General features: G+C 56.7%; 22 protein-coding genes and 1 tRNA gene. 13 read left to right on the top strand and 10 right to left on the bottom strand.

Features of this window, described 5'->3' with window-relative positions:
- Window positions 1-9: 9 nt before the first annotated feature.
- Window positions 10-1,281 (bottom strand): metallophosphoesterase, encoded by a 1,272-nt coding sequence (locus tag P349_RS25405; protein WP_071995297.1) that lies wholly within the window; start codon window positions 1,279-1,281, stop codon window positions 10-12.
- Window positions 1,282-1,697: 416 nt separating this feature from the next.
- Here P349_RS25405 and P349_RS13015 point away from each other — a divergent pair, with 416 nt between their 5' ends.
- The 5 genes from P349_RS13015 to P349_RS12995 all read left to right on the top strand — a co-directional run bounded on the left by P349_RS13015 (window position 1,698) and on the right by P349_RS12995 (window position 6,943).
- Window positions 1,698-2,570 carry a phosphorothioated DNA-binding restriction endonuclease gene (locus P349_RS13015; RefSeq protein WP_032651510.1) on the top strand — a complete coding sequence of 291 codons (873 nt, stop codon included), beginning with the start codon at window positions 1,698-1,700 and terminating at the stop codon, window positions 2,568-2,570.
- A 368-nt stretch (window positions 2,571-2,938) separates the two neighbouring features.
- Window positions 2,939-3,232 (top strand): hypothetical protein, encoded by a 294-nt coding sequence (locus P349_RS13010; protein WP_032651508.1) that lies wholly within the window; start codon window positions 2,939-2,941, stop codon window positions 3,230-3,232.
- 85 nt (window positions 3,233-3,317) lie between these two features.
- A complete protein-coding gene (locus tag P349_RS13005) occupies window positions 3,318-4,229 on the top strand; it encodes an ArdC family protein (RefSeq protein ID WP_032651507.1) in 912 nt (303 codons plus the stop codon).
- Window positions 4,230-4,407: 178 nt separating this feature from the next.
- Entirely contained in the window at window positions 4,408-6,027 is a 1,620-nt protein-coding gene (mobH, locus tag P349_RS13000) for a MobH family relaxase (protein ID WP_032651504.1), read from the top strand.
- A complete protein-coding gene (locus P349_RS12995; RefSeq protein ID WP_032651502.1) occupies window positions 6,017-6,943 on the top strand; it encodes a tyrosine-type recombinase/integrase in 927 nt (308 codons plus the stop codon). The genes mobH and P349_RS12995 overlap by 11 nt, the downstream gene beginning before the upstream one ends.
- A gap of 149 nt (window positions 6,944-7,092) precedes the next feature.
- On the opposite strand, the gene P349_RS12990 is transcribed toward P349_RS12995, so the two are convergent.
- The 4 genes from P349_RS12990 to rraB form a co-directional block, all read right to left on the bottom strand.
- Window positions 7,093-7,177: transfer RNA gene (locus P349_RS12990), tRNA-Leu, on the bottom strand.
- A 106-nt stretch (window positions 7,178-7,283) separates the two neighbouring features.
- The gene (locus P349_RS12985; protein ID WP_032651500.1) at window positions 7,284-8,006 is read right to left on the bottom strand and encodes a hypothetical protein; all 723 of its coding nucleotides are present in this window, start codon (window positions 8,004-8,006) and stop codon (window positions 7,284-7,286) included.
- A 30-nt stretch (window positions 8,007-8,036) separates the two neighbouring features.
- Entirely contained in the window at window positions 8,037-8,795 is a 759-nt protein-coding gene (gene miaE / locus P349_RS12980; protein WP_032651498.1) for a tRNA isopentenyl-2-thiomethyl-A-37 hydroxylase MiaE, read from the bottom strand.
- Between the two features lie 46 nt (window positions 8,796-8,841).
- Window positions 8,842-9,267, bottom strand: coding sequence for a ribonuclease E inhibitor RraB (gene rraB, locus P349_RS12975; protein ID WP_008501374.1), 426 nt, complete (start codon window positions 9,265-9,267; stop codon window positions 8,842-8,844).
- A gap of 99 nt (window positions 9,268-9,366) precedes the next feature.
- Here rraB and argL point away from each other — a divergent pair, with 99 nt between their 5' ends.
- The 5 genes from argL (at window position 9,367) to xynR (ending at window position 12,493) form a co-directional block, all read left to right on the top strand.
- Complete coding sequence (gene argL, locus P349_RS26805; RefSeq protein WP_213014347.1) at window positions 9,367-9,462, top strand: putative translational regulatory protein ArgL; 96 nt, start codon at window positions 9,367-9,369, stop codon at window positions 9,460-9,462.
- Window positions 9,432-10,436: an ornithine carbamoyltransferase gene (gene argF, locus P349_RS12970; RefSeq protein ID WP_032651496.1), complete on the top strand. Its 1,005-nt coding sequence runs from the start codon at window positions 9,432-9,434 to the stop codon at window positions 10,434-10,436. The genes argL and argF (P349_RS12970) overlap by 31 nt, the downstream gene beginning before the upstream one ends.
- 277 nt (window positions 10,437-10,713) lie before the next feature.
- The gene (locus P349_RS12965; protein WP_032651494.1) at window positions 10,714-11,076 is read left to right on the top strand and encodes a CHAP domain-containing protein; all 363 of its coding nucleotides are present in this window, start codon (window positions 10,714-10,716) and stop codon (window positions 11,074-11,076) included.
- 1 nt (window position 11,077) lies between these two features.
- A complete protein-coding gene (locus P349_RS12960) occupies window positions 11,078-11,512 on the top strand; it encodes a DUF3828 domain-containing protein (protein WP_032651492.1) in 435 nt (144 codons plus the stop codon).
- A gap of 222 nt (window positions 11,513-11,734) precedes the next feature.
- Window positions 11,735-12,493: a DNA-binding transcriptional repressor XynR gene (gene xynR / locus P349_RS12955; protein ID WP_032651489.1), complete on the top strand. Its 759-nt coding sequence runs from the start codon at window positions 11,735-11,737 to the stop codon at window positions 12,491-12,493.
- A 4-nt stretch (window positions 12,494-12,497) separates the two neighbouring features.
- Here the strand turns inward: xynR and P349_RS12950 are convergent, their stop codons facing one another.
- From P349_RS12950 to P349_RS12930, 5 genes are all read right to left on the bottom strand, one after another.
- Window positions 12,498-14,108 (bottom strand): glycoside hydrolase family 43 protein, encoded by a 1,611-nt coding sequence (locus tag P349_RS12950; protein WP_032651488.1) that lies wholly within the window; start codon window positions 14,106-14,108, stop codon window positions 12,498-12,500.
- Between the two features lie 11 nt (window positions 14,109-14,119).
- Complete coding sequence (locus P349_RS12945) at window positions 14,120-15,502, bottom strand: MFS transporter (protein ID WP_032651486.1); 1,383 nt, start codon at window positions 15,500-15,502, stop codon at window positions 14,120-14,122.
- 226 nt (window positions 15,503-15,728) lie between these two features.
- Entirely contained in the window at window positions 15,729-17,696 is a 1,968-nt protein-coding gene (gene yagF / locus P349_RS12940; RefSeq protein ID WP_032651483.1) for a xylonate dehydratase YagF, read from the bottom strand.
- Window positions 17,697-17,710: 14 nt separating this feature from the next.
- Window positions 17,711-18,619 (bottom strand): 2-keto-3-deoxygluconate aldolase, encoded by a 909-nt coding sequence (yagE, locus tag P349_RS12935; RefSeq protein ID WP_032651481.1) that lies wholly within the window; start codon window positions 18,617-18,619, stop codon window positions 17,711-17,713.
- Window positions 18,620-18,855: 236 nt separating this feature from the next.
- Window positions 18,856-19,308: a YhcH/YjgK/YiaL family protein gene (locus P349_RS12930; protein ID WP_032651480.1), complete on the bottom strand. Its 453-nt coding sequence runs from the start codon at window positions 19,306-19,308 to the stop codon at window positions 18,856-18,858.
- A 675-nt stretch (window positions 19,309-19,983) separates the two neighbouring features.
- Between P349_RS12930 and arcA the strand changes: the two genes are divergently transcribed.
- From arcA to argF (P349_RS12915), 3 genes are read left to right on the top strand one after another with little or no spacing between them, the layout of a single operon-like run.
- Complete coding sequence (gene arcA, locus P349_RS12925) at window positions 19,984-21,204, top strand: arginine deiminase (protein WP_008501384.1); 1,221 nt, start codon at window positions 19,984-19,986, stop codon at window positions 21,202-21,204.
- Window positions 21,205-21,214: 10 nt separating this feature from the next.
- Window positions 21,215-22,126, top strand: a complete 912-nt coding sequence (arcC, locus tag P349_RS12920) for a carbamate kinase (protein ID WP_032651478.1) — start codon at window positions 21,215-21,217, stop codon at window positions 22,124-22,126.
- A 26-nt stretch (window positions 22,127-22,152) separates the two neighbouring features.
- Window positions 22,153-23,157 carry an ornithine carbamoyltransferase gene (gene argF / locus P349_RS12915; protein ID WP_032651476.1) on the top strand — a complete coding sequence of 335 codons (1,005 nt, stop codon included), beginning with the start codon at window positions 22,153-22,155 and terminating at the stop codon, window positions 23,155-23,157.
- Window positions 23,158-23,169 lie beyond the last annotated feature (12 nt).

Genomic DNA, 23,169 nt, shown 5'->3' on the forward strand with positions numbered 1-23,169 from the left:
ATTGTCCCTTTATCGTTGTTCAGCTTCGGTCACCGCTGCTGCAAACTCATCAAGCATTCCTCTCGCATGAGCTCTGAGCAACACTTGTCGAAAACGTTCATAGTCAGGTAAACGCATATCGTCGTCTTCTAACAACTCCAGACGTCCAGCAATCTCTAATTTCTGACTAAATGTTAGTCGGTAGAAACGCAGACCAAGCTCACGAAGGGTATTCATTGAATTTCCTTCCCTCACAGACGTTATTTCTGATATATGCGCAGACGGAGGAGATTGTGCTACAAAACTTGAGGATGTTTCAGTGGATGAATTCCAATCTTCTAGCCGTATAGAATGCTCGAATACGGAAGAGTTTCTATCCATTTTCGCCTGAAATCCGCCTGGTGCAGTTTGCCACACTCTGATATGAGCTCTAATGTTAAGCACTCGCCTTGTTGGCTCCCCGCTAACGTCTAATTCAATTAGATTGTATCCGGGTTCCCAGCCATCTTCATGCCGATCAGGATTCATTGCGCTAGCTGCAAGCCGTACATAATCGCGAACCATGTCCACTCGATTAGTGTGTATGTGTCCGAAAATTTGTAATGGAGCCACATCATTGAGATGATCTTCAAGCCCACGCGCATTACCCAACCAAGTAAGGTGATGGTGAGTAATCACTGCATTAACAACGCCATCTTCACGCGTAATTTGGAGGCTGGCAGGATCAACAAACAACTCGCCAGGACGATCATAGCTACTTGAAACAAAAGAACTATTAAGCCCCCACAGTCTTAAAGTCGAACCATCATTTAACACAAGGTCTCGAACAACTCGAGTCCTATTAGGGGGAAGCAAGTCACAAAAAAATTGCTGTGCGAATTGATTGTAGTTGTCCAGACTTTCATAAAGTAATCGTCGGGCATCAGGATCGCTTAGCTGTCTCATAATCTCAGCATTGGGATTTGGTGCTGACTTGATTGTTCGGTGGATCATCTGAACCAAGTTTCGATCCGCTAAGTTTCGCACAACATCATGGTTGCCCGGAACAACAAATACCGATGCCATTGAACACTGACAAGCTTCGCAGAGACGCTCAAGCCAGTCCGTAGCAAATGAAAATTCCTCGGGATCCCCTGAAAATGCAATGTCTCCCGATACAATCACTACATCAGGTACACCTATGTGCGCACACTTTTGCGCAGCATCACGAATCAACTCATTCCTTAAATGAAAGTTTGGATCCTGAGCGGTCTGAATTTCAGATTTTCGAAAATGAATATCAGATAAGTGCAATATGAGCAAAGTACGACTCCTTCAGTTTCGGCCAACCGTCAAAGCTAATTGAAAATCAGATGTACTATCCTATCAAAAGGTTACCCATTTTACTGCCATGCTCCATTGTCAGCTTCTGAGCATGTTACTTCTCTCTCAAATTTTAAGGCCTCTGCAAAAAATCATCATCCGACTCATGTCTATGTCCCCCCTCAGAACTACTTCTGTGAACTGTGAATTAATGGGCAAGTACAACTTTATCAATCTGAGACTAACCGGACTGTAGTGCCTTAAGCGCTTTGTGGAAACCAAACGTAGGGCCATATGTTTTGCCTTTTATTGTGTATCTTATTGCCCCTATCATCAACGTGACGAACCACAATTGAATTTCACCGCTTTTGCGAGCATGATCGCAATAACATCAGCCTGTTACCCGGTTCATTCCTATGACATCTCTCGAAACGCTGCAATCAGCCATCTCCAACGTTTCCGTGTGGCGTCAGGGTGACGTATGCGCACCGCACAAGCCGTTGCTGCTGTTGTATGTGTTGTCGCAGTACAAAGCAGGACACCCGCGCCTGTTTAACTACGGCCTTGAGATCCACGAACCGCTTACCCGCCTGCTGAAAGAGTTTGGCCCTAAACGACGCACTGATTATCCCAATATGCCCTTCTGGCGACTCAGGACTGACGGCTTCTGGGAGATCGCCAACGCGGAAGGTTGTAAACCCCGTAGAGGCAACACCCAGCCGACAAAAAAAGAGCTGATTGATAACCAGGTAGCAGGCGGCTTTGATAAAGCGGCTTACCAGCAGTTGCTGGCGCATCCGGAGATGATCGATCAACTGGCCCAGCAAATCCTGATAGACCGCTTTCCCGAAAGTATTCAGCGGATCCTCGCCAACCAACTGGGTCTGGATTTTATCGATCGTTCGAAGAACCGCGATCCGCGCTTCAGAGATATCGTTCTCCGGGCTTACCATTCGCGATGTGCTTTCTGCGGTTACGATCTACGGCTGGATGGTGCGCTGGTTGGTATTGAAGCAGCCCATATCCACTGGAAAACCTATGGCGGGCCGTGTGTGGTGAACAACGGTCTGGCGCTATGTTCGCTGCACCACGATGCTTTTGATATGGGCGCATTCGGGCTGGATGAAAACCTTACCATCCGCATCTCCGGAGGCGTCAGCCGTAGCCCGGTAGTGGATAACCTGTTCTGGCAACGGAACGGCCAGTCGTTGCATCTTCCTCACGACACATCGCTGTGGCCCACTGAACAATACGTTGGCTGGCACCGTAAGCAGATTTTCAAAGCCTGAGACCGTGAGCTTCGCAGGTATCATCGATTGCCCAATATGCTTTATCCCCTACAGAGGATAAATAGCCTTTAACCTCTCTAGCGGATAAATCCTGCGCACCAAACTAGCGTCCAGAATAACGAGCCCCGAACTATCTCACTGAAGAACCAATCTCTTGATTATTATTGATACCGTATTAATCTGTACGAAGTTTGACCCGCAACCAGAGCCTTCAGGTTGCCACCCTATCCGGTGAGGCTCGCCTTTTCGTCCGCTCCGTATCATCCTCGCGGACAGCGCTTAGCGCCTGATACATCCTCTACCCCACCATGCAGGGAATCCCTCCCTGCCGGGCGGTGTTTCTCTGCTTTCATCACTGGAGAAACACGATGCCAACTTCATCTTGCCCTGAAGCAAAATCCTTATCATTGTCTGTCTCATCTGAGGCCTGGGAAAAGGTAGTCAGTTTTCCTCTCGATCCCTCTCAGGAAGATGACCGTCTCGAAAACCTGATTGTCGCGACCATGCTGACATTCAAAAGCGCAGGCCCGGACCGTAAGAGTATCAATTTCGGTCTGTACTGTTTGCCCTCTGACGGCAGCAGCAATGTACCGCTGATGACGCCGCTGCGCTTAACCCTTGAAGATGATCACTTGTTGGTTACTGCCCTTCACACCAGCTGATTTCCTCAGCATCCTTTACTCCCCGTGCCGGGCGACTCCCGACCGGGAGCGCTGTACCCGGCTTCTTTATCATGAGGTTACGCTTATGAACAGAAGCAACGATCTTTACCAGAAAGTCACCGATGAAATTATCGCCGCGCTGGAGAAAGGCGTGATCCCCTGGGTTCGCCCGTGGCGGGAAGGGGAACCGGTGGTGCCGATGAATGCCTTATCCGGGCGGTTGTATCACGGCATCAATATTCCTCTGCTCTGGAACAGCGCAGAACGACAGGGATATGAGAGCGATCGCTGGCTGACCTTCACACAAATTCGCAATGCAGGCGGAAACATCCGCAAAGGCGAAAAATCTACACTGGCCGTGTTCTATCTGCCCCAGCAGCGCGAGGTAGTGGACAGCAATGGGAATACGGTTCTTGATGCTGGCGGCAATCCTAAAGTGACGTCTTATGCCGTGGTACGCGAGTTCCGGCTGTTCAACATTCAGCAATGCGAAGGACTGCCGGAGGCGTTTTCACAGCCTGTCGTGATGGTCGATGACCCTATCGCCGCCGCTGAGCAGGTTGCCCGGCAAAGTGCGGTGGTGATCACTCACCGACGCCAGAACCGGGCGTATTACTCGCCGGGGCGCGACTGCATCATCATGCCGCATCCTGAGCAGTTCACTTCGCGTGAGGATTATTACGGCACGCTGCTGCATGAACTGACGCACGCTACCGGACACGCTTCACGCCTGAACCGGGACGGCATCACTGCCGGAAAGCATACCTTCGGCGATCGAACGTACAGTTTTGAAGAGTTGGTCGCCGAAATGGGAGCGGCTTTCCTGTGTGCTCACGTTGGCATCCAGTCGAAGCTACAGCATGACAGTTACATCGCATCGTGGCTGAAGGTGTTGCAGCAGGACAAAAAAGCAATTTTCCGCGCCAGCGGTTTAGCGCGTAATGCCTGCGAATATCTGCTTGAACGAGCGCAGCAGCCGTTAGCGCTGAGCGCATGACCTTCATATCAACGGCGGAGCATCCTGCTCTGCCGTTTTTCTCCACTTCAATAAATTTGCGCTGCCCAATAAACAATTTCGCCCCAAATCTGACGGCACCAAAAGGCAAAATCCAAAGGGTGAAGGGGAAGAGAGTGAAGGGGTAACGGGCTTACCCGAAAAAGGGGAAAAGGCCATTATGCGGATATGGCTGACGCGCAAAAAGCAAAACACTACACCATCCACTGGCGAACCAGACGTCACGGAGGGATGGTTGCATCCTGAATCCGCGCAAACGCTACTGGCTGAAACTACCCGCCAACAGTTGATCCAGTTTATTCGGCAGAGCACCGCCCTTCCCGCCTCACTGTTTGAACGCTTCTGGCTGATACCAGTCCACCGCTTCGCAGAACTGGCGCAGTTGTTTCCGGCCTCGGAAAACCACCACCATTCCCACGCGGGCGGTCTGCTCGATCACAGCCTTGAAGCCGCCTGTTATGCCGCACGACTGCGGCAGAGTTATCTTTTTCCGCCTGATGCAGCGCCGGAAGATCAGGCCGCTCAGTCCGAACGCTGGACGACGGTCATCATCTACGCCGCACTGCTGCATGATCTGGGCAAACTCATCACCGATATTGAGGTGGAAGATGTCAGCGGGCAACGCTGGTTTCCATGGCATGGCTCACTAACCCAGCCTTACCGATTCCGTTATCTGCCGCAACGTGATTATCTGCGCCATCCGGCTGCGGCAGTTCTTCTGCTCACCCAACTACTCCCACCGGAAAGCCTTGACTGGCTCGCCGCCGATGCCGCTGCATTATCCACTCTGCTGCACTGCCTGAACGGACAGTATCAGTATGCCGGGCTGGCAGGTGAACTGGTGCAAAAAGCCGACCGGGCGTCGGTGGCATTTAATCTCGGCGGCGATCCGGTCAAGGCTATCCATCGTCCGCAAACCTCGCTGCCGCAGCAAATCATCGCGGCCCTGCGCGACCTGCTGGCGCATGAGTTCCGACTCAACAACCCGAATGGCGGCTCTGACGGCTGGCTAACGGAAGAGGCACTGTGGCTGGTCAGTAAGAACGCTGCCGATGCCGTGCGTGGTTGGCTGCTGCGCCAGGGGATTGACGCGGTACCGCAACATAACGTGCGGCTGTTCGACGAGATGCAGGCACACCAGTTGCTTATTCCCTGTGAGGATAAAGCCATCTGGCATTGCCGGATTGAGGCCAGCGGCGGCTGGAGCAGTGAGCTTACGCTGCTGCACTTTTCTCCTTCGCTGATTTGGGAAAATCCACAACAGCGGCCCGCAACATTCAGTGGAACTGTTACGCCAATAGCGGGAGTCCAGAATGAGACAGAAGCAGTGATTGCAACGGACGCGGTAGTAGAACAACTATCCCCTCAACCCGAACAGAACGATACCGCACTTTCAGGCGAAGCCTTTTGGCAGTGGCTGGTGCGTAATGTTCAGGCTCAACATCTGGAAGTCAATGAACCTAACGCCCGGATCCATACCGTCGCCGGGTCGGTGTTTCTGGTGACGCCCGGTATTTTCAAACTCTGGCTTAGCACCTGCGGTCAGAATGTCCCAGAAGAATACTGGCGGGAGGTACAGAAGAAGTTCCAGAACCTGAATCTTCACCGAAAACAAAAAAACGGCCTCAACATCTGGCACTGCGCCGTTGTCGGCCCACGCCGTTGTTCACGTCTGAAGGGATATCTGCTTGACGATCCCACGCCGCTTTTTGGAGATGACGTTCCCTTTAATAACCCTCATCTCTTGCTCAGTGAAGGAGAAGACACCCATGACCTTTGAACAGCTCCTGGAAGAGTATTTTTTTGCCCGCCTACTACGCCCTGATACCCAGAGCTGCTATTGCACGGCAGTAAATCAGTTTACCCACTGGCGCAACGTGTTACCCGCCGAAGTCACACCGCATATGGTGCTGGAGTGGCGTCATTACCTGCTAAATGTGCGATGTATCAAGCCGGTGAGCTGGAATCACTATATGCGCCATATGCGGGCCTTGTATAACTTCGCGATTGAACAGGGATTACTGGAGCAGTTCATCAATCCATTCCAGAAAACATCACTGCGGGAATCCCGTAAGAAAAAGAAAACCCTGACCCGCGAGCAAATCCTCGCATCCCGCAAAGTGCTGGGCCATTTTATTGAGCTGGAAAGTACTCAACAAAACTATCGTTCACCGCTGTATCCGGCCTGGTTCTGGCTGACCGTGGTCGAAACCTTCAACTACACCGCGATCCGGCTGAATCAGCTTATCCATCTGCGCATTAAGGATGTCGATCTGGTCCATGACACGTTGTTTATCCAGAGCGAGGGCAGCAAAAGCCATGATGAACATATCGTTCCCATCGCCTCCCGGTTGCGGCCCTATCTGGAGCATCTGCTTGAAGAAGCGAAAACAAAGGGAATACGGGCTGACGATCAGTTGTTCAACATCAATCGTTTCAGTCGGCGGACGCTGCGCCAGGGTAAACCGATGACAGAAAATCAGGTGAGCTATTTCTTTGCCAAGCTCAGCGATGCATGCCACAGCCGTTTCTCATCACATCGCTACCGTCATACCGTTGCCACAGAATTGATGCAGAAACCGGAGCAAAATTTGTATGTCACGCAGAAACTACTCGGACACCGCGATATTAAGGTGACGCTCAGCTATATTGAACACAATGTCGAGATGCTCAGAAGTTGCGTGGAGAGAGATTGACAAAACAGGGAGTGAGTGAAAAGATCCGGCCCGAGGCTTTATAAACAAAAAAAGCCGGAGATGCGGCCATTTTGTAGTTGCCGTCAACGTCCAGCTTCATTGTACAACGTACTGATTGTTGTAGATTTTCCGATTATCGCAATCGTTTTTGGTGCCGAAGGCCGGACTCGAACCGGCACGTATTTCTACGGTTGATTTTGAATCAACTGCGTCTACCGATTTCGCCACTTCGGCACTGAAGGGGATGCGGAAACGTTGTGGATTATACCTGTCGCGCGCCGCCATGCAAGCGACGACGCGCTAAACCCGCGCTAAGTGCCCAAAAAACCAGCGCCCTTTGTCACTCCAGCTCAGACACCGCCAGCCGTATCACCCTCGCCGCCTTCTGGTCCGGCAGCGCCAGCACCTTGGCCCACATCTCCTGCACCATATCGCAGGAGAGCTTCTCTTTGCCCGCTGCCTTCTCCGGCATCTGCAATAGCTGGATGTCCTCGCCGTACTTATCGGCAAGCGCCTTCATAATCGGCCGCACATCCTCGACGGCCGCCTCGCGTTCGGCCGGGGTCACGGTGTGGCGATTTTTGCCGTAGGCCGCGCGCATCATGTCGGCGTCGGCCTGCATGCGCCGTGCCATCAGGTCTTTATCCAGCATACGCATCGGGTTGATGCCGCCCTTCACCATCGGGTAAAGGAAGCGGAAGCAGGCGTCGTCGCTCACCTTCTGGATGGCGGCGGTCTGCTCCATGTTGATGGTCATGTAGTTCACCACGTTGGCGTCCGGGGCGTTCTGCAGGCGCGTCATCTGCAGATGCAGGATCTGCGGCTGGATGGTGTCGATAATCTGCTGCTCCGGCTCGCCCGCTTTTTGCAGGGCGGCCATCTGGTCGAGGATGCGCTGATGCAGCACAGGCTCCTGCTCCTTGATCACCTGCCAGGCGGGCATCGCGTTGAGGGTGGTATCAATCTGGTGTTCCGGAGCACGCTGCTTATCGAAGAATACCCAGAACGCCACGGCGGCAGCCGCGACGACGACAATCACAATACGGGTCCACGTTTTATTCATCTCGCATCCTTATCCTTTCGCTATGCCGGTTTACACCGGCACGCCGCTGTGGAAGCGAAACTCGTTGTCCGATGTCGAGATAAGTGTGGCTTCAATTTCACCAAAAAGCTGTATGCGTGGTGAGATATCGTCGTCGCTCACCTGCTGGGCCAGCGTCAGGTAGTCCTGATAGTGGCGCGCTTCCGAGCGCAGCAGCGAGAGATAGAACTTCTGCAGGTCGTCGTCGAGGAACGGGGCCAGCGCGGCGAAGCGTTCGCAGGAGCGGGCTTCGATGTAGGCGCCGCAGATGAGCTTGTCGATCAGCGTCAGCGGTTCGTGGGTGCGCACTTCCTTCAGCATCCCTTTGGCGTAGCGGCTGGCGGTGATTTTGACGTACGGAATGTCGCGAGCCAGCATCGCCTCGCGCACCTGCCAGAAGTGGTGCAGCTCCTCTTTAATCAGCAGCACCATGCTGTCGATGAGCGCCTGGCCCCACGGGTCGTCGGTTTTGGGCATCACGCTTTTGCCAATCTGCCTGTGCAGGGCGATGAAGTCCGGCTCCGGGCCGTCGCGGAAGGTGAACTGTTCGTAGGGTTTGAGCCAGTCGAGCAGCGCGTCGGCACCGCTTTCGTCGGCGACGTATTTACGCACCAGCAGCAGCGCGGTCTGGGCGGCCTTGAGCTCGCACACCATGTGGTCGGTGAGCAGCAGCGGCAGGTTCGCCGGGTCGCGGGCTTTATCAATCCATGCTTGCGGGGTCGGGCACTGGAGGAAGTTGAGTACGGGGGCGAGTATCTGCGGGTAATCCATGGTTCTGCCTTGAAAAAGCGGTGGCGCGCGCCACCGCCTGAATCACTTAGTGACGCACGCCGTCGTCGTCTTCGTCGACGTAATCTTCGTCGTCGCCTTCTTCGCCGTCTTCACCGTTCGGATCTTCGAAGTAGGTTCCCCAGCCGTCGTATTCCACGTCAAACTTCTCGGCCAGGTTCATCAGCTGTTCGACCTGCGCGTCGATCAGCTCCGCCTTCAGCGCGCCTTCGCTCAGGATGTCGCAGCAGATGACGGTGTCGCCCTCTTCCACTTCCAGCTCTTCCGGCTCGGTCACTTCGTAGCCCAGCTTGAAGGCTTCCACGGCCATTTTTTCCAGCGCGTCGAAATCATCCGCAGAGAAATGGTGCTCGATGGTGTACAGCGCGTCCGGATCGCTACCGTCTTCCAGCAGCTCTTCAATAATCAGACGCGTCTCTTCGCGTTGCTCTTCCAGTAATTCCGGGTTTGCCATGGCTCAATCCTCTTTAAAGTGCGGCAGATACTTCTATTTTCACACACGGACGGGTTTGCCTCCACCTTTGTTGGAAAGATTTGTGAAACGGGGTTGCAAATGAATAATTACACATATAAAGTGAATTTTAATTCAATAAGTGGCGTTCGCCATGTGAGGATAAAATGTCTGATCTGTACAAGAAACACTTTCTGAAATTGCTCGACTTTACCCCTGCACAGTTCACTTCTCTGCTGACCCTTGCCGCACAGCTCAAAGCCGATAAAAAAAATGGCAAGGAAGTACAAAAGCTTACCGGTAAAAACATCGCGCTCATCTTCGAAAAAGACTCGACCCGTACCCGTTGCTCTTTCGAAGTTGCCGCATTTGACCAGGGCGCACGCGTCACCTGGTTAGGGCCGAGCGGCAGCCAGATTGGGCATAAAGAGTCAATTAAGGACACCGCGCGCGTGCTCGGGCGGATGTACGATGGCATTCAGTATCGCGGCCACGGCCAGGAAGTGGTCGAAACGCTGGCGCAGTATGCGGGCGTGCCGGTGTGGAACGGGCTAACCAACGAGTTCCATCCAACCCAACTGCTGGCGGACCTGCTGACCATGCAGGAGCACCTGCCGGGCAAGGCGTTTAACGAGATGACGCTGGTTTACGCGGGCGACGCGCGCAACAACATGGGCAACTCGATGCTGGAAGCGGCGGCGCTGACCGGGCTGGATCTGCGCCTGGTGGCCCCGAAAGCCTGCTGGCCGGAAGAGAGCCTGGTGGCGGAGTGCAGCGCGCTGGCGGAGAAACACGGCGGGAAAATTACCCTGACGGAAGACGTGGCGGCGGGCGTGAAGGGCGCGGACTTTATCTATACCGACGTGTGGGTGTCGATGGGCGAAGCCAAAGAGAAGTGGGCGGAGCGTATCGCGCTGCTGCGCGGATATCAGGTGAACGCGCAGATGATGGCGCTGACCGGCAACCCGGACGTGAAGTTCCTGCACTGTCTGCCGGCGTTCCATGACGACCAGACCACGCTCGGCAAGCAGATGGCGAAGGAGTTCGATCTGCACGGCGGGATGGAAGTAACGGACGAGGTGTTTGAGTCGGCGGCGAGTATCGTGTTCGACCAGGCAGAAAACCGGATGCATACGATTAAGGCGGTGATGGTGGCGACGCTTGGGGAGTGATTGACTCCTCTGCGGTCTGGTGCCCTCACCCCGGCCCTCTCCCACAGGGAGAGGGAGAAAACCCTAAAAACGACAACAGCGTTATCGTCTGGCAGAAAAATACATTTTACTGACGCTTTCTCAGAGAGATATTTGCCATAATAAGTATTTATGTTTTTATTAACCATTATTTATTGAGTAGATAGTGGTTAACATCAGGTCATTATCAATTACAAAATACCTTATTTTATCGGCGTAACATTTCCTTATTGCTGCATTTCGTTAATAAGGATTAATTATGTCATGGAATAAGCATGAAGCTGTGTCATACGCCCGTAGCCACGCACTAACCCATACTGGACACTATTGCGCTCGAGCAATCGCCGCCGCCATTCGAGCCGGAGGGCTTAAAATCGAAGGGGCCAACGCTAAGGATTTCTGGCGTTCTCTTGAAAAAGCAGGGTTCAAAAAAGTCTATGGCACCCCCATAGAGGGGGATATCGCGGTGATTGATGCCTTGCCCGGCCCGAACCAGTACGGGCATGTCTGTATTTACGATGGCGCTGGAACCTGGTATTCAGATTTTAAACAGAGAACACTGTACCCGGGGCCAACCTATCGCCAACTCCAGCCAGCCGTAACCTTATACAGGCATTATTAATATGAATAAGCTCATCTTAATTGTGTTATTCAGTACAGCCGCATTGGGGGCCGAAGATTTTCAGATACCGATGCAGCGCGCTCTTGAATTCAATCGCTGGTACATTAAACAAGTGAACAATGATCGTTATCCCATCCAACAGGGAAATGAAATCGATAAGTTCGTTACGGCCAGCACCATGAAAAAATTACGTCATGCAGCCGATCCCCGTTATGCCGACGCTGAATTTTACGAGGCTGATTTTTTTATGAAATCGCAATATATCGGCGAGGACTGGGCTGAGAATGTGGCTATTGATTCGTATGATTCAGACCCGGTCTGTGTAAACGTGAATATCACGTTTGGCAAAAAGACCCAGCACACAGTCATTGATTGCATGGTTAAAGAAGATGGGGTCTGGAAAATCCAGTCTGTCGCCGCTCGGGATAATAATTGATGTCCCCCGCTAACAATAATGTAGCCGCCTTTGTTGCCGGGTGGCGCTGCGCTTACCCGGCCTACACAACCCGTAGGCCCGTGCAAGCAAAGCGCCGCCGGGCGAATCAGGCGACGATGCGGTTTGATGCCCTCCTCTCCCACAACCCGCTCTACTCAATTGATTTTTCACCCCGAAAAAGGTACGTTTTCGCCTTAATTCCAGCGTGGACATACCAGCATTATGCCGATTATTCAGTCTGTTGAACGTGCGTTGCAGATCCTCGACCTGTTCAACGAGCAGGCCACCGAGCTTAAGATCACCGACATCAGCAAACTGATGGGGCTGAGCAAGAGTACCCTCCACTCGCTGCTGAAAACCCTGCAGCTTCACGGCTATATCGATCAGAACCCGGAGAACGGCAAATATCGCCTCGGCATGAAGCTGGTCGAGCGCGGTCATTTCGTCGTGGGCTCCATCGATATTCGTCAGAAGGCGAAAGGCTGGCTGACGGATCTGTCCCAGCGTACCGGGCAGACCACCCATCTGGGGATCCTGGACGGGCGTGAAGGGGTTTATATCGAGAAGATTGAAGGCAAGCTGGCCGCTATCGCCTATTCGCGCATCGGCCGCCGCCTGCCGGTTCACGCCACCGCCATCGGCAAGGTGCTGATTGCCTGGCTGGGCGAGGCCGAGCTGAACGCTCTGCTGGAGGGCTATCAGTACACCACCTTTACGCCCGCTACCCTCGCCTCCCGCGAAGCGTTAATGACCGCCCTGACGCAGACCCGCGAGCAGGGTTACGCCCTGGATAGCGAAGAGAACGAGCAGGGCGTGCGCTGCGTGGCGGTGCCGGTGTGGAACCACGAATCCCGCGTCATCGCCGCCCTGAGCCTGTCGACGCTCACCTCCCGCGTGGACGACGCCGAGCTGGCCCGCTTCCGTGAGCAGCTTCAGCAGGCCGGGCTCGCGCTGTCACGCGCGCTGGGCTACCCGGCCTGAGCCGTTATGCCGGCTCGTAGGTGAAGTAGTCGAAGTCTGCGTGGCAGCCGTCGCCGCTGATGTCCTCGCAGTGCAGCCCCACAAACGCGCCGGTAAAGAAGCCGCGCCCGCCGATGTAGTCGTCCGACAGCTTCCACGCCTCATACGTCACCGGCACGGCGTGCCACGTCTCGCCGTCGAACGAGTAGCTGTAGCGGTAGACCAGCGTATCCACGTCCACGCGCAGCCAGACGCTCTCCGCATGTTCCGGCACCGGAATGGGCTGCTCGTGCAGCGGCCACGACGGCACGTTGTGGTCGAGCTGGATCACCTTGATCGTTCTGCCCTGCCCCTCCTCGTAGTCCACAAAGCAGTAGCTCCAGTTTTTGCTGTTGTAGTAGCAGGTCAGCCCCGCGCTCTGCTGGAAGTGGACCGGTGAGAACTGCATCCGCGTCTCCGCCCGGAAGACAAAGTGCTGCCAGCGGCGCGCCACGGTCGACTGGGTAAAGGTCGAGTTGAGCGAGTCGTTGCCGTAGAGCCGTAAGTAGCCCGGGCGCGCGGTGAGCGAGCCGAGGGTGTCGTCGAACGGAATGCGCAGGGTCTGCAGTTCAGGGTCAAGCGAACTGGCGTCGAAATCGTCCCGCCAGTTGCCCTGAACGGTTGCAGGCTGCTCCGCCACCTGCGGGCCTTTCACGGTCAGTTGCGCGTGCTTGCCGCCTTCCACGTACGGCCAGCCGTCGCGCCATTCAATGCGGGCGATGCCGGTCTCGCGGCCCAGCGGGCAGTAGCCGCGCCCGCCGGAGGCCAGCAGCGGCACGCCGGGCAGGCGCAGCGGGCGGCTGGTGAGGTAGGCCATGTACCACTCCCCCGTATGGGTCTGCAGCAGCGAGCCGTGGCCGCTCTTCTGCAGCGGGTTCTCCGGCAGGTGCCAGCTGGTCATCATCGTCACGTCCGGGTGCAGCTCGTACGGCCCGTCGATATTTTTGGAACGCAGCACCACGACGGCGTGCTCGTAGCTGGTGCCGCCTTCGGCCACCATCAGGTAGTACCATCCCGCGTGGCGATACAGATGCGCCCCCTCGGTGTAGCAGAGCGGCGTGCCGGTAAACAGCGTTTTACGCTCGGGCGAGAGCGTCCCGGTCTGCGGGTCAAATTCCTGCATCACGATGGTGTTGTGCGGGTTGCTGTGGTGGCGCGGCCCCCACGGGCGGTAGAGGTAATATTTGCGGCCATCGTCGTCGTGGAACAGAGACGGGTCAAACCCGCCGTTGCCCATCGGGATCGGCTCGCTCCACGGCCCCTCAATGGACGGCGCGGTGACGAGGAAGTTGCGGCCATTTTTCCACGGCGAGTCGACAATCTTCACGTCGGTGTAGAGCAGCCAGAATTTGCCGTCGGCGTAGCTCAGGCACGGGGCCCAGATGCCGCCAGAGTCCGGGTTGCCCTTCATGTCCAGCATCGACACACGGTCCAGCGGCGTGCTAACCAGCGACCAGTTTTTCAGGTCGCGGGAGTGGTAGATGCTCACGCCCGGGAACCACTCGAAGGTCGAGGTGGCGATGTAGTAGTCCTCGCCCTGACGGCACAGGGACGGATCCGGGTTGAAGCCGGTGAGTATGGGGTTAGTGATTTGCATAGTGCCTCCGGTTAATGGGATGCGGCTGTCGCGGCGTCGGGAACGGCCTCGCCCTGCGCCGCGCGGTGCTTGATCAGCTGTTGGCTGATGGCCTCCACGCGGGCGTCGGTGAGCTTGTAGAACGACAGCATGATGAACATGCCCGCGTAGAGCATCACCGGCACCACGCAGAACAGAATTTTGATAGTGGTGAGCACCTCCACCGGCTGCACGCTGCTGCTGGCGGAGTAGTTCACGTACGCCAGGATCCAGCCCACCACCGCCCCGCCAATCGCCAGGCCAATCTTCAGGCTGAACAGGTAGGTAGAGAACACCAGCCCGTCGAGGCGGCGCCCGCTGCGGCTCTCCTCGTAATCCACCACGTCAGAGGCCATCAGCCACTGCAGCGGCGTGGTGGTGTTAAAGACGAACAGGAACAGGATGTTGAGGGCGAAAATCAGGGCAATATGTTCCGCCGGGGTGACGAAAATCAGCAGGCTGATGAGCGAGTAGGCGACGATGATCCACTTGAAGGCGGTGACGCGGTCGAAGCGCCCCAGCAGTCGGGAGGAGCAGAGCGAGCCAAACATGGTGGCGAGGCTGCCGTAGAGTAAAAACTGGGTCGCCATCTCCGGGTGATCCATCACGTATTTGACGAAGTAGAGCGTCGCCCCGCCGCGCACCACGTTGGAACAGGTCGCCATCATCTTGAACGCGCACATGATCCGCCACTGGCCGTTGCCGAGCAGCAGCCTGAGATCTTTCGCCACCGACGAGCCCGGCTGCACCTCAAAGGTGTAGCGCTCTTTGGTGGTGAAGAAGCAGACGTAGAGCAGCACCACGCCGGTCAGGCCCAGCACGCACATGGCGCCGAAATAGCCCACCTGCTCGTCCCCCTTGCCGATGATGCTTACCAGCGGCAGGGCAATGCCGCTGATAGCGAGCGATCCCGCCGCCGCCAGGAAGAAGCGCCAGGATTGCAGGGCGTGACGCTCTTTCGGGTCGGCGGTGATGACGCCGGGCATGGCGCAGTAGGGCACGTTAACGAAGGTATAGACCAGGGTCAGAAGAATGTAGGTCACGCAGGCGTAGATGATTTTGCCCTGCGCGGAGAAGTCCGGCGTGTAGAAGGTCAGCACGCAGACGATGCCAAACGGGATGGCGCCCCACAGCAGGAACGGGCGGAACTGGCCGTGACGCGTGCGGGTGCGGTCTACCAGCAGCCCCATCAGCGGGTCGGTCACGGCGTCGAGCACGCGGGAGACCAAAAACAGCGTGCCCATAATCCCCGCCGACAGGCCGAAGACGTCGGTGTAGAAGTAGGCCAGCAGGAACATCGTGGCCTGCCAGACGAAGCCGCAGGCGGTGTCACCCAGCCCGTAGCCAATTTTGTCTTTCATGGTTAATTGCGTCATCAGAATTACACCCTTATGTAGTGTGCTGAATTACAACATCGTGTTAATGGAGTGTAATGAGCTGTTCAATTAACCAGCAATGGTCATATCTTATTTCTGAATTACGTTATTTTGCTTTTGTGACGCCAGCGATATATCGCAACTTATTGTTTAAATTAATAAATAACAGACACAACAAAACCGTCCGCGGAATATTTCCCGCAGACGGTTTTCTCTAAGAAAATAATTAAATGCCGAGTGCTTTTTTACCGGCGTTAATTACCTCGATAATTTTATCGGTGTCATAAATACAGCCTTTCCAGGTGCCGCCGCTGACCGACTGCAGTGCTGCCCACAGGCGGGTATCGTCCGGCAAAAAGTCGTGGGCGCGCAGGTCCGGGTGCGTCTGCCGCATTGCCAGCTCGCGCGCCCCCTCCTCCGGCGTCAGCGGGATGTCCGCGGTGCCGATAAAATTCACGCTGCCCGTTAATGTCAGTCGGTCGACGGCTATCTCGATGATGTCGTTATCGCGCAGCTTGCCAATCGGCCCGCCCGCCAGCGCCTCCGGCGACACGTGGCCGAAGCAGGCGCCTGTCGATACGCCGGAGAAGCGCGCATCGGTGATTAACGACACCGTCTTGCCCCACGAGATATGCTTCAGCGCGGAGGTGAGCTGATAGGTCTCTTCCATGCCGGTGCCGGACGGCCCGCCGCCGATCACCACCATGATATCGCCCTGCGCAATTTCTTCCCGCTTGATGGCCTTGATCGCCTGCGCTTCCGAGACAAACACCCGCGCCCGACCGGTGTGGCGGTAAACGCCATCTTCACCGACGACCGACGGATCGATCGCCGTGGCCTTGATCACCGATCCTTCCGGCGCAATGTTGCCCGTCGGGAAGCAAACCGTCGAGGTCAGCCCTTTCGCTTTTGCCTTCTCCGGCGGCAGGATCACGTCATCCGGCTCTACGCCGTCCTGCGCGCGCAGGCACTGGCGGAAGCGCGCCCGGCGTTCGGACGCCTGCCACCAGTCGAGGTTCTCGCCCACCGTCTGGCCGGTGACGGTCATGGCGTCCAGATGCAGCAGGCCGAGATCGCGCAGGTGGAGCATCACCTCCGGCACGCCGCCCGCGAGGAAGGCGCGCACGGTCGGGTGATAGTCCGGGCCGTTGGGCAGCACGCTCACCAGGCGAGGCACCCTGCGGTTAACGCGCGTCCAGTGCTCTACGTCCGGGATTGTGCAGCCCGCCGCGTGGGCGATGGCCGGAATGTGCAGCAGTAAATTGGTGGAGCCGCCGAACGCCGCGTGGATCACCATGGCGTTTTCGATGGCTTTGTCGGTGAGGATATCGCGCGTGGTGATGCCGCGGTTATCCAGCTCGCTGACCGCGCGCGCCGACTGTCGAGCGATCTCCAGCCACACCGCCTGCCCGGACGGGGCCAGCGCGGAGTGCGGCAGCGCCAGACCCAGCGCTTCGGCCACCACCTGTGAGGTGCCCGCCGTGCCGAGGAACTGACACCCGCCGCCCGGCGAGGCGCAGGCGCGACAGCCCAGCTCGGCGGCCTCCTGCAGGGAGAGTTCGTGGTTGGCAAAGCGCGCGCCAATGGTCTGCACCTTGCCCGCGTCTTCCCCCACGGTTGGCGGCAGCGTCGCCCCGCCCGGCACCAGAATGGTCGGCAGGTCGTGCATCGCGGCCAGCGCAATCATGGTGGCGGGCAGCCCTTTATCACAGGTGGCCACGCCAATCACCGCCCGACGCGTCGGGAGGGAACGAATCAGGCGGCGAAACACGATCGCCGCGTCGTTGCGGTACGGCAGGGAGTCGAACATGCCGTGCGTGCCCTGAGAACGGCCGTCGCAGGGATCGCTGACGAAGGCCGCAAACGGGATCCCACCGTTGCGGGTGATCTCCTTCGCCGCTGCCTGCATCTGCATGCCGATCTCCCAGTGTCCGGTGTGGTAGCCCAGCGCGACCGGGCGTCCGTCCCCGGCGCGGATGCCGCCCTGGGTGCCGATAATCAGCACCTCTTTGCCGGTCAGCTTGTTGGCGTCCCAGCCCATCCCGGCGTTCTGCGTCATGCCGAACAGGTTGCCGCTGGGGGACTCCATCAGCATCTGCGGGGTCAGCGGCAGCGCGCCCTGCGGCCCCGCCGCGTGGGTGATCACCGCATAAAACGCATCGTCCTGCGGGGTGAAAATCTTCTCGATGGTCATGGTTATCGTCCGGCTCAGCAGAGCTTGAGCTGTTGCAGCAGGGTTTTCAGCTGCGCCTTGCGCGGCGCGTCCAGTGGTGAAGCGGGCGGCAGCACGTGCGTGGAGATCGGGCGGCCGCAGAGCACAATCGCCTCTTTAATCACGTTCACAAACGGCGTATCCAGCTGATACATCTGCGGGATTTGCAGCAGGGTCTGATGATACTCAGCCGCTTTCGCCACGTCTTTATCCCGCCAGGCTTTCAGAAGATTCACCGACACCTGCGGAGCAAAGTTGCCGCTCGCCGAAATCGCCCCGTCGCCGCCGAGCAGCAGGGTATTAAACAGATGATCGTCGTAACCGCAGAGCACGGTGAAGTGCGGGTGAGCGGCTTTGACGGTATGGATCATGCTACGCAGGTGGGCGACGGAGTCGATGGTGTCTTTGATGCCGACGATGTTGCTGCGCGAGTCGGCCAGGGTTTTCACCAGCGCCGGGGTCAGATCCTGCCCGGTCAGCGCCGGGAAGTTATAGAGCATCACCGGCAGCGTGACGCTGTCGGCCACCTGCTCGAAATAGCGGATCAGGTTCGCTTCCGACACTTTCCAGTAGTAGGGGTTGATCACCACGATGCCGTCCGCCCCCGCCTGCTGCGCGTGCTGGCTGAGCGCAATGGTTTCCCGGGCGTTGGTGCCGCCGGTGCCGATCAGGACCGGCACGCGACGATCGACATGATCGATCGCAAACTGGGCAATGGTTTTACGCTCTTCGGCGCCGAGCTGGGAGAACTCGCCGCCGCTGCCCAGGAAGAACAGGCCGTCAACGCCTGCTTTGATCAGATCGTCGATCAGCGCGGCGGTGCCCTGCTTATCGAGCTGGCCGTCGGCGGTAAAGATGGTGGAGACAGGGGGAATAATTCCCGTAAACAACGCGGACTGCGGCATAAGATCTCCTTGCTGAATCATTTTGTTCTACATTATAGAACAGCGTTCATTAATTTAACGATCATACTATGACGCAGGAAAAGCGCAGGTAAATGAGAGATGAAGAGGGAGTGCGGGAAATTTAAGCTGGATCACATATTGCCCCTCACCCCGGCCCTCTCCCCAAAGGGGCGAGGGGGAAAAGACGGCTCGGAGCAGTCCCCTCTCCCCTGTGGGGAGAGGGTTAGGGTGAGGGGTTACTCTACCTGAATTTTAACAACAACTTTCCTGACCTTAGCAGGCGCTCCCACCGCGCACAGCGGCTTATGCACCTCACCCGGCCAGAACACCACGAAATCCCCTTCGCTCAGCACCACGGTTTTCTCCTGCCCGCCTTCCGGCAGGAAGGCAATGTCTTTCTCCGCCAGCCAGTCGGTGTCGGGCGTGCCGGGCGGCAGGGTGCTGAAGGTCATCCCCTCCTGGCCCTTCATCACGATCTGAATATCCAGATAGCGCGCATGAAACTCCGCGCGGCGCTCGGAGAAGGGCTGGGTCATGTCTTCAGAGACCAGATAAAACAGGCTGTTGCCGTTGACGTTGTGTTTCCCGAGCGGCGTCGCGTCGGTGACGTGGGCTTTAACGTGCTCAATCGCCTGGCGCAGATCGTCAGGCAGCCAGGACTGCAGATGGTGGATGTTGCCGATAATCATGTTTCAACCCTCAATATAAAACAATGTTTCATTTTTATCTTTTATACGAGAATCCCGGCTGCCATACCAGCCCTTTTTGGACGAGGTTTGCGCGAGCGCATGTTTATCGGGAAAGGTGTTAATTCACTGTTAATCCTGCCCGGGCATTTATGCAGGGGTTATGCATAACCTCGATCGGCGCTTATCGCACGGCTGCTCTAACCTCTTGATCATGCTCTCTAATTAACAAAACCTGTTGCCGCCTCACACTTTACTGTTTTGATAATTTGCTCTAAAAAACCATAATTATTTATTGATTTTTCTTAAGTCAAAAATAGTTAATTACGTTAATTGCATAGCCATTCTCACCCATGACTCTTATCGTTTAAAATCAGTCACATAACAATATATGTCAAAAGATTAAAATCTACAAAATAATAACAAACCCAAATAATGCCACCGGATCCTGCTTAGCTATTCATCCCTCACTAATATGAAATCAATCATTATCTGATGCGAATCATGCAAATGAAAACAAACCGCCTAATATCCATTTTCGCGTGAGCAATATCACAATACGGATTATTTAACTGCCTAGTATGAATTACGAAATCAATTGAGCTTAGCCGCCATGAAATTAAATACGTTACATGGCGCATGCCCTTTTTATTCTGAAAAACAGTTAAAGGAATAATTATGGAAAAGCATTACGTCGGTTCTGAAATTGGTCAATTGCGTAGCGTTATGCTGCACCGCCCTAATTTAAGTCTGAAGCGTCTCACGCCATCAAACTGTCAGGAGCTGCTTTTCGATGACGTGCTCTCGGTTGAGCGGGCGGGTGAGGAGCATGACATCTTCGCAAACACGCTGCGCGAGCAGGGTGTGGAAGTCCTGCTGTTGACCGACCTTCTGACACAAACCCTTGATATTGCTGAGGCGAAAGCCTGGCTGCTGGAGACGCAAATCTCTGACTATCGCCTCGGCCCCACCTTTGCCGGCGACGTGCGCGGCTGGCTGGCGGATATGCCGCACCGTGAACTGGCGCGCAGATTAAGCGGCGGATTAACCTACGGTGAAATTCCGGCGGCCATTAAAAATATGGTGGTGGATACCCACACGGCGAATGATTTTATTATGAAGCCGCTGCCGAACCATTTATTTACCCGCGATACCTCCTGCTGGATCTATAACGGCGTCTCTATTAACCCAATGGCCAAACCGGCCCGTCAGCGTGAAACCAATAACCTGCGGGCAATATATCGCTGGCACCCGGCGTTCGCCGACGGCGATTTTATTAAGTATTTCGGCGACGAGAATATTAATTACGACCATGCCACCCTGGAAGGCGGTGACGTATTAGTGATTGGCCGCGGCGCGGTATTGATCGGCATGTCCGAACGCACGACGCCGCAGGGCGTGGAATTCCTCGCCAACAGCCTGTTCAAACACCGCCAGGCCGAGCGCGTGATCGCCGTTGAGCTGCCAAAACACCGCTCCTGCATGCACCTCGACACCGTCATGACCCACATCGACGTGGATACCTTCTCCGTCTACCCGGAAGTGGTGCGCAAGGACGCCCAGTGCTGGACGCTCACCCCGGACGGACGCGGCGGCCTGCTGCGCACGCAGGAAACCGACCTGCTGCACGCCATCGAGAAAGCGCTCGGCATTAACCAGGTACGCCTGATCACCACCGGCGGCGACGCCTTTGAGGCCGAACGCGAACAGTGGAACGACGCCAATAACGTGCTGACCATCCGCCCCGGCGTGGTGATCGGCTACGAGCGCAACGTCTGGACCAACGAGAAGTACGACAAAGCGGGTATCACCGTGCTGCCCATCCCGGGCGACGAACTCGGACGCGGCCGCGGCGGCGCGCGCTGCATGAGCTGCCCGCTTGAACGCGACGGAATTTAAAGGAGCCATCATGGAACGAAAACCCACTCTGGTTGTGGCCCTGGGCGGCAACGCGCTGCTCAAGCGCGGCGAGCCGCTGGAAGCGGAGATCCAGCGCCAGAACATCGAGCAGGCCGCCCGCACCATCGCCGGGCTGACGGCGCAGTGGCGCGTGGTGCTGGTGCACGGCAACGGGCCGCAGGTCGGGCTGCTGGCGCTGCAAAACAGCGCCTACGACAAAGTCACGCCCTACCCACTGGACGTTCTCGGCGCCGAAAGCCAGGGAATGATCGGCTACATGCTCCAGCAGGCGCTGAAAAACAGCCTGCCGCAGCGGGAGGTGAGCGTTCTGCTCACGCAGGTGGAAGTGGACGCCGCCGACCCGGCCTTCAGCAACCCGACCAAGTACATCGGCCCGGTCTACAGCGAAGCCCAGGCAAAAACGCTGGCCGCGGAGAAAGGCTGGGTGTTTAAGGCCGACGGCAGCTACTTCCGCCGCGTGGTGCCGTCGCCGCAGCCGAAGCGCATCGTCGAGAACGACGCCATCACGGCGCTGATCCAGCGCGACCATCTGGTGATCTGCAACGGTGGCGGCGGCGTGCCGGTGGTGGAACACGCCAACGGCTATCGCGGGATCGAGGCGGTGATCGACAAAGACCTCTCCGCCGCCCTGCTGGCGAGGCAGATCGAAGCCGATGCCCTGCTGATCCTGACCGACGCCGACGCGGTGTACCTCGACTGGGGCAAGCCGACCCAGCGTCCGCTGGCACAGGTGACGCCGGAGCTGCTCAGAGGCATGCAGTTCGACGCCGGATCGATGGGGCCGAAAGTGGCCGCCTGCCGCGAGTTTGTTGAAGCCTGCAACGGCATTGCCGGGATCGGCGCGCTGGCCGACGGCGCGGAGATCCTCGCGGGCGAGAAAGGCACGTTGATTCGTAACTGAACACTCATTTTAAAAAGGATTTACCCATGACCATCAACCTGAAAAACCGCAACTTCCTGAAACTGTTGGACTACACCCCGGCCGAGATCCAGTACCTGATCGACCTCGCCATTGAGCTGAAGGCCGCTAAAAAAGCCGGGCGCGAGAAGCAAACCCTGGTCGGGAAAAACATCGCCCTGATCTTTGAAAAAACTTCCACCCGCACCCGCTGCGCCTTCGAAGTCGGCGCGTTCGACCAGGGCGCGCAGGTCACCTATCTCGGCCCAAGCGGATCGCAGATCGGCCATAAAGAGTCGATGAAAGACACCGCCCGCGTGCTGGGCCGCATGTACGACGGCATCGAATACCGCGGCTATGGTCAGGCCATCGTCGAAGAGCTGGGCGAGTACGCGGGCGTACCGGTGTGGAACGGTCTGACCGACGAGTTTCACCCAACGCAAATCCTCGCCGACCTGATGACCATGCTGGAGCATGCGCCGGGCAAAACCCTGCCGGAGCTGAGCTTTGCCTATCTCGGCGACGCGCGCAACAACATGGGCAACTCCCTGATGGTGGGCGCGGCCAAGATGGGGATGGATATCCGCCTCGTCGCGCCGAAATCCTTCTGGCCGGAAGCCGGGCTGGTTGAGCAGTGCCGCGCCATCGCCAAAGAGACGGGCGCGCGCATCACCCTCACCGACGACGTGGAAGAAGGCGTGCGGGGGACCGATTTCCTCTACACCGACGTGTGGGTCTCCATGGGCGAGCCGAAGGAAGCCTGGGCCGAGCGCGTCAGCCTGATGAAGCCATATCAGATTAACGCCCAGGTGATGAAGGCCACCGGCAACCCGAACGTCAAATTCATGCACTGCCTGCCGGCGTTCCACAACGAACATACCAAAGTGGGCCGCGAGATCGAGATGGCGTACGGCCTGAAGGGGCTGGAGGTGACGGAAGAGGTCTTCGAATCACCGAACTCGATCGTCTTCGACGAAGCAGAGAACCGCATGCACACCATTAAAGCGGTCATGGTGGCGACACTCGGCGACTAATCACCGCCCGGC

The sequence above is a fragment of the Enterobacter sp. DC4 genome (genome assembly GCF_000568095.1).
Lineage (GTDB): Bacteria > Pseudomonadota > Gammaproteobacteria > Enterobacterales > Enterobacteriaceae > Enterobacter > Enterobacter pseudoroggenkampii.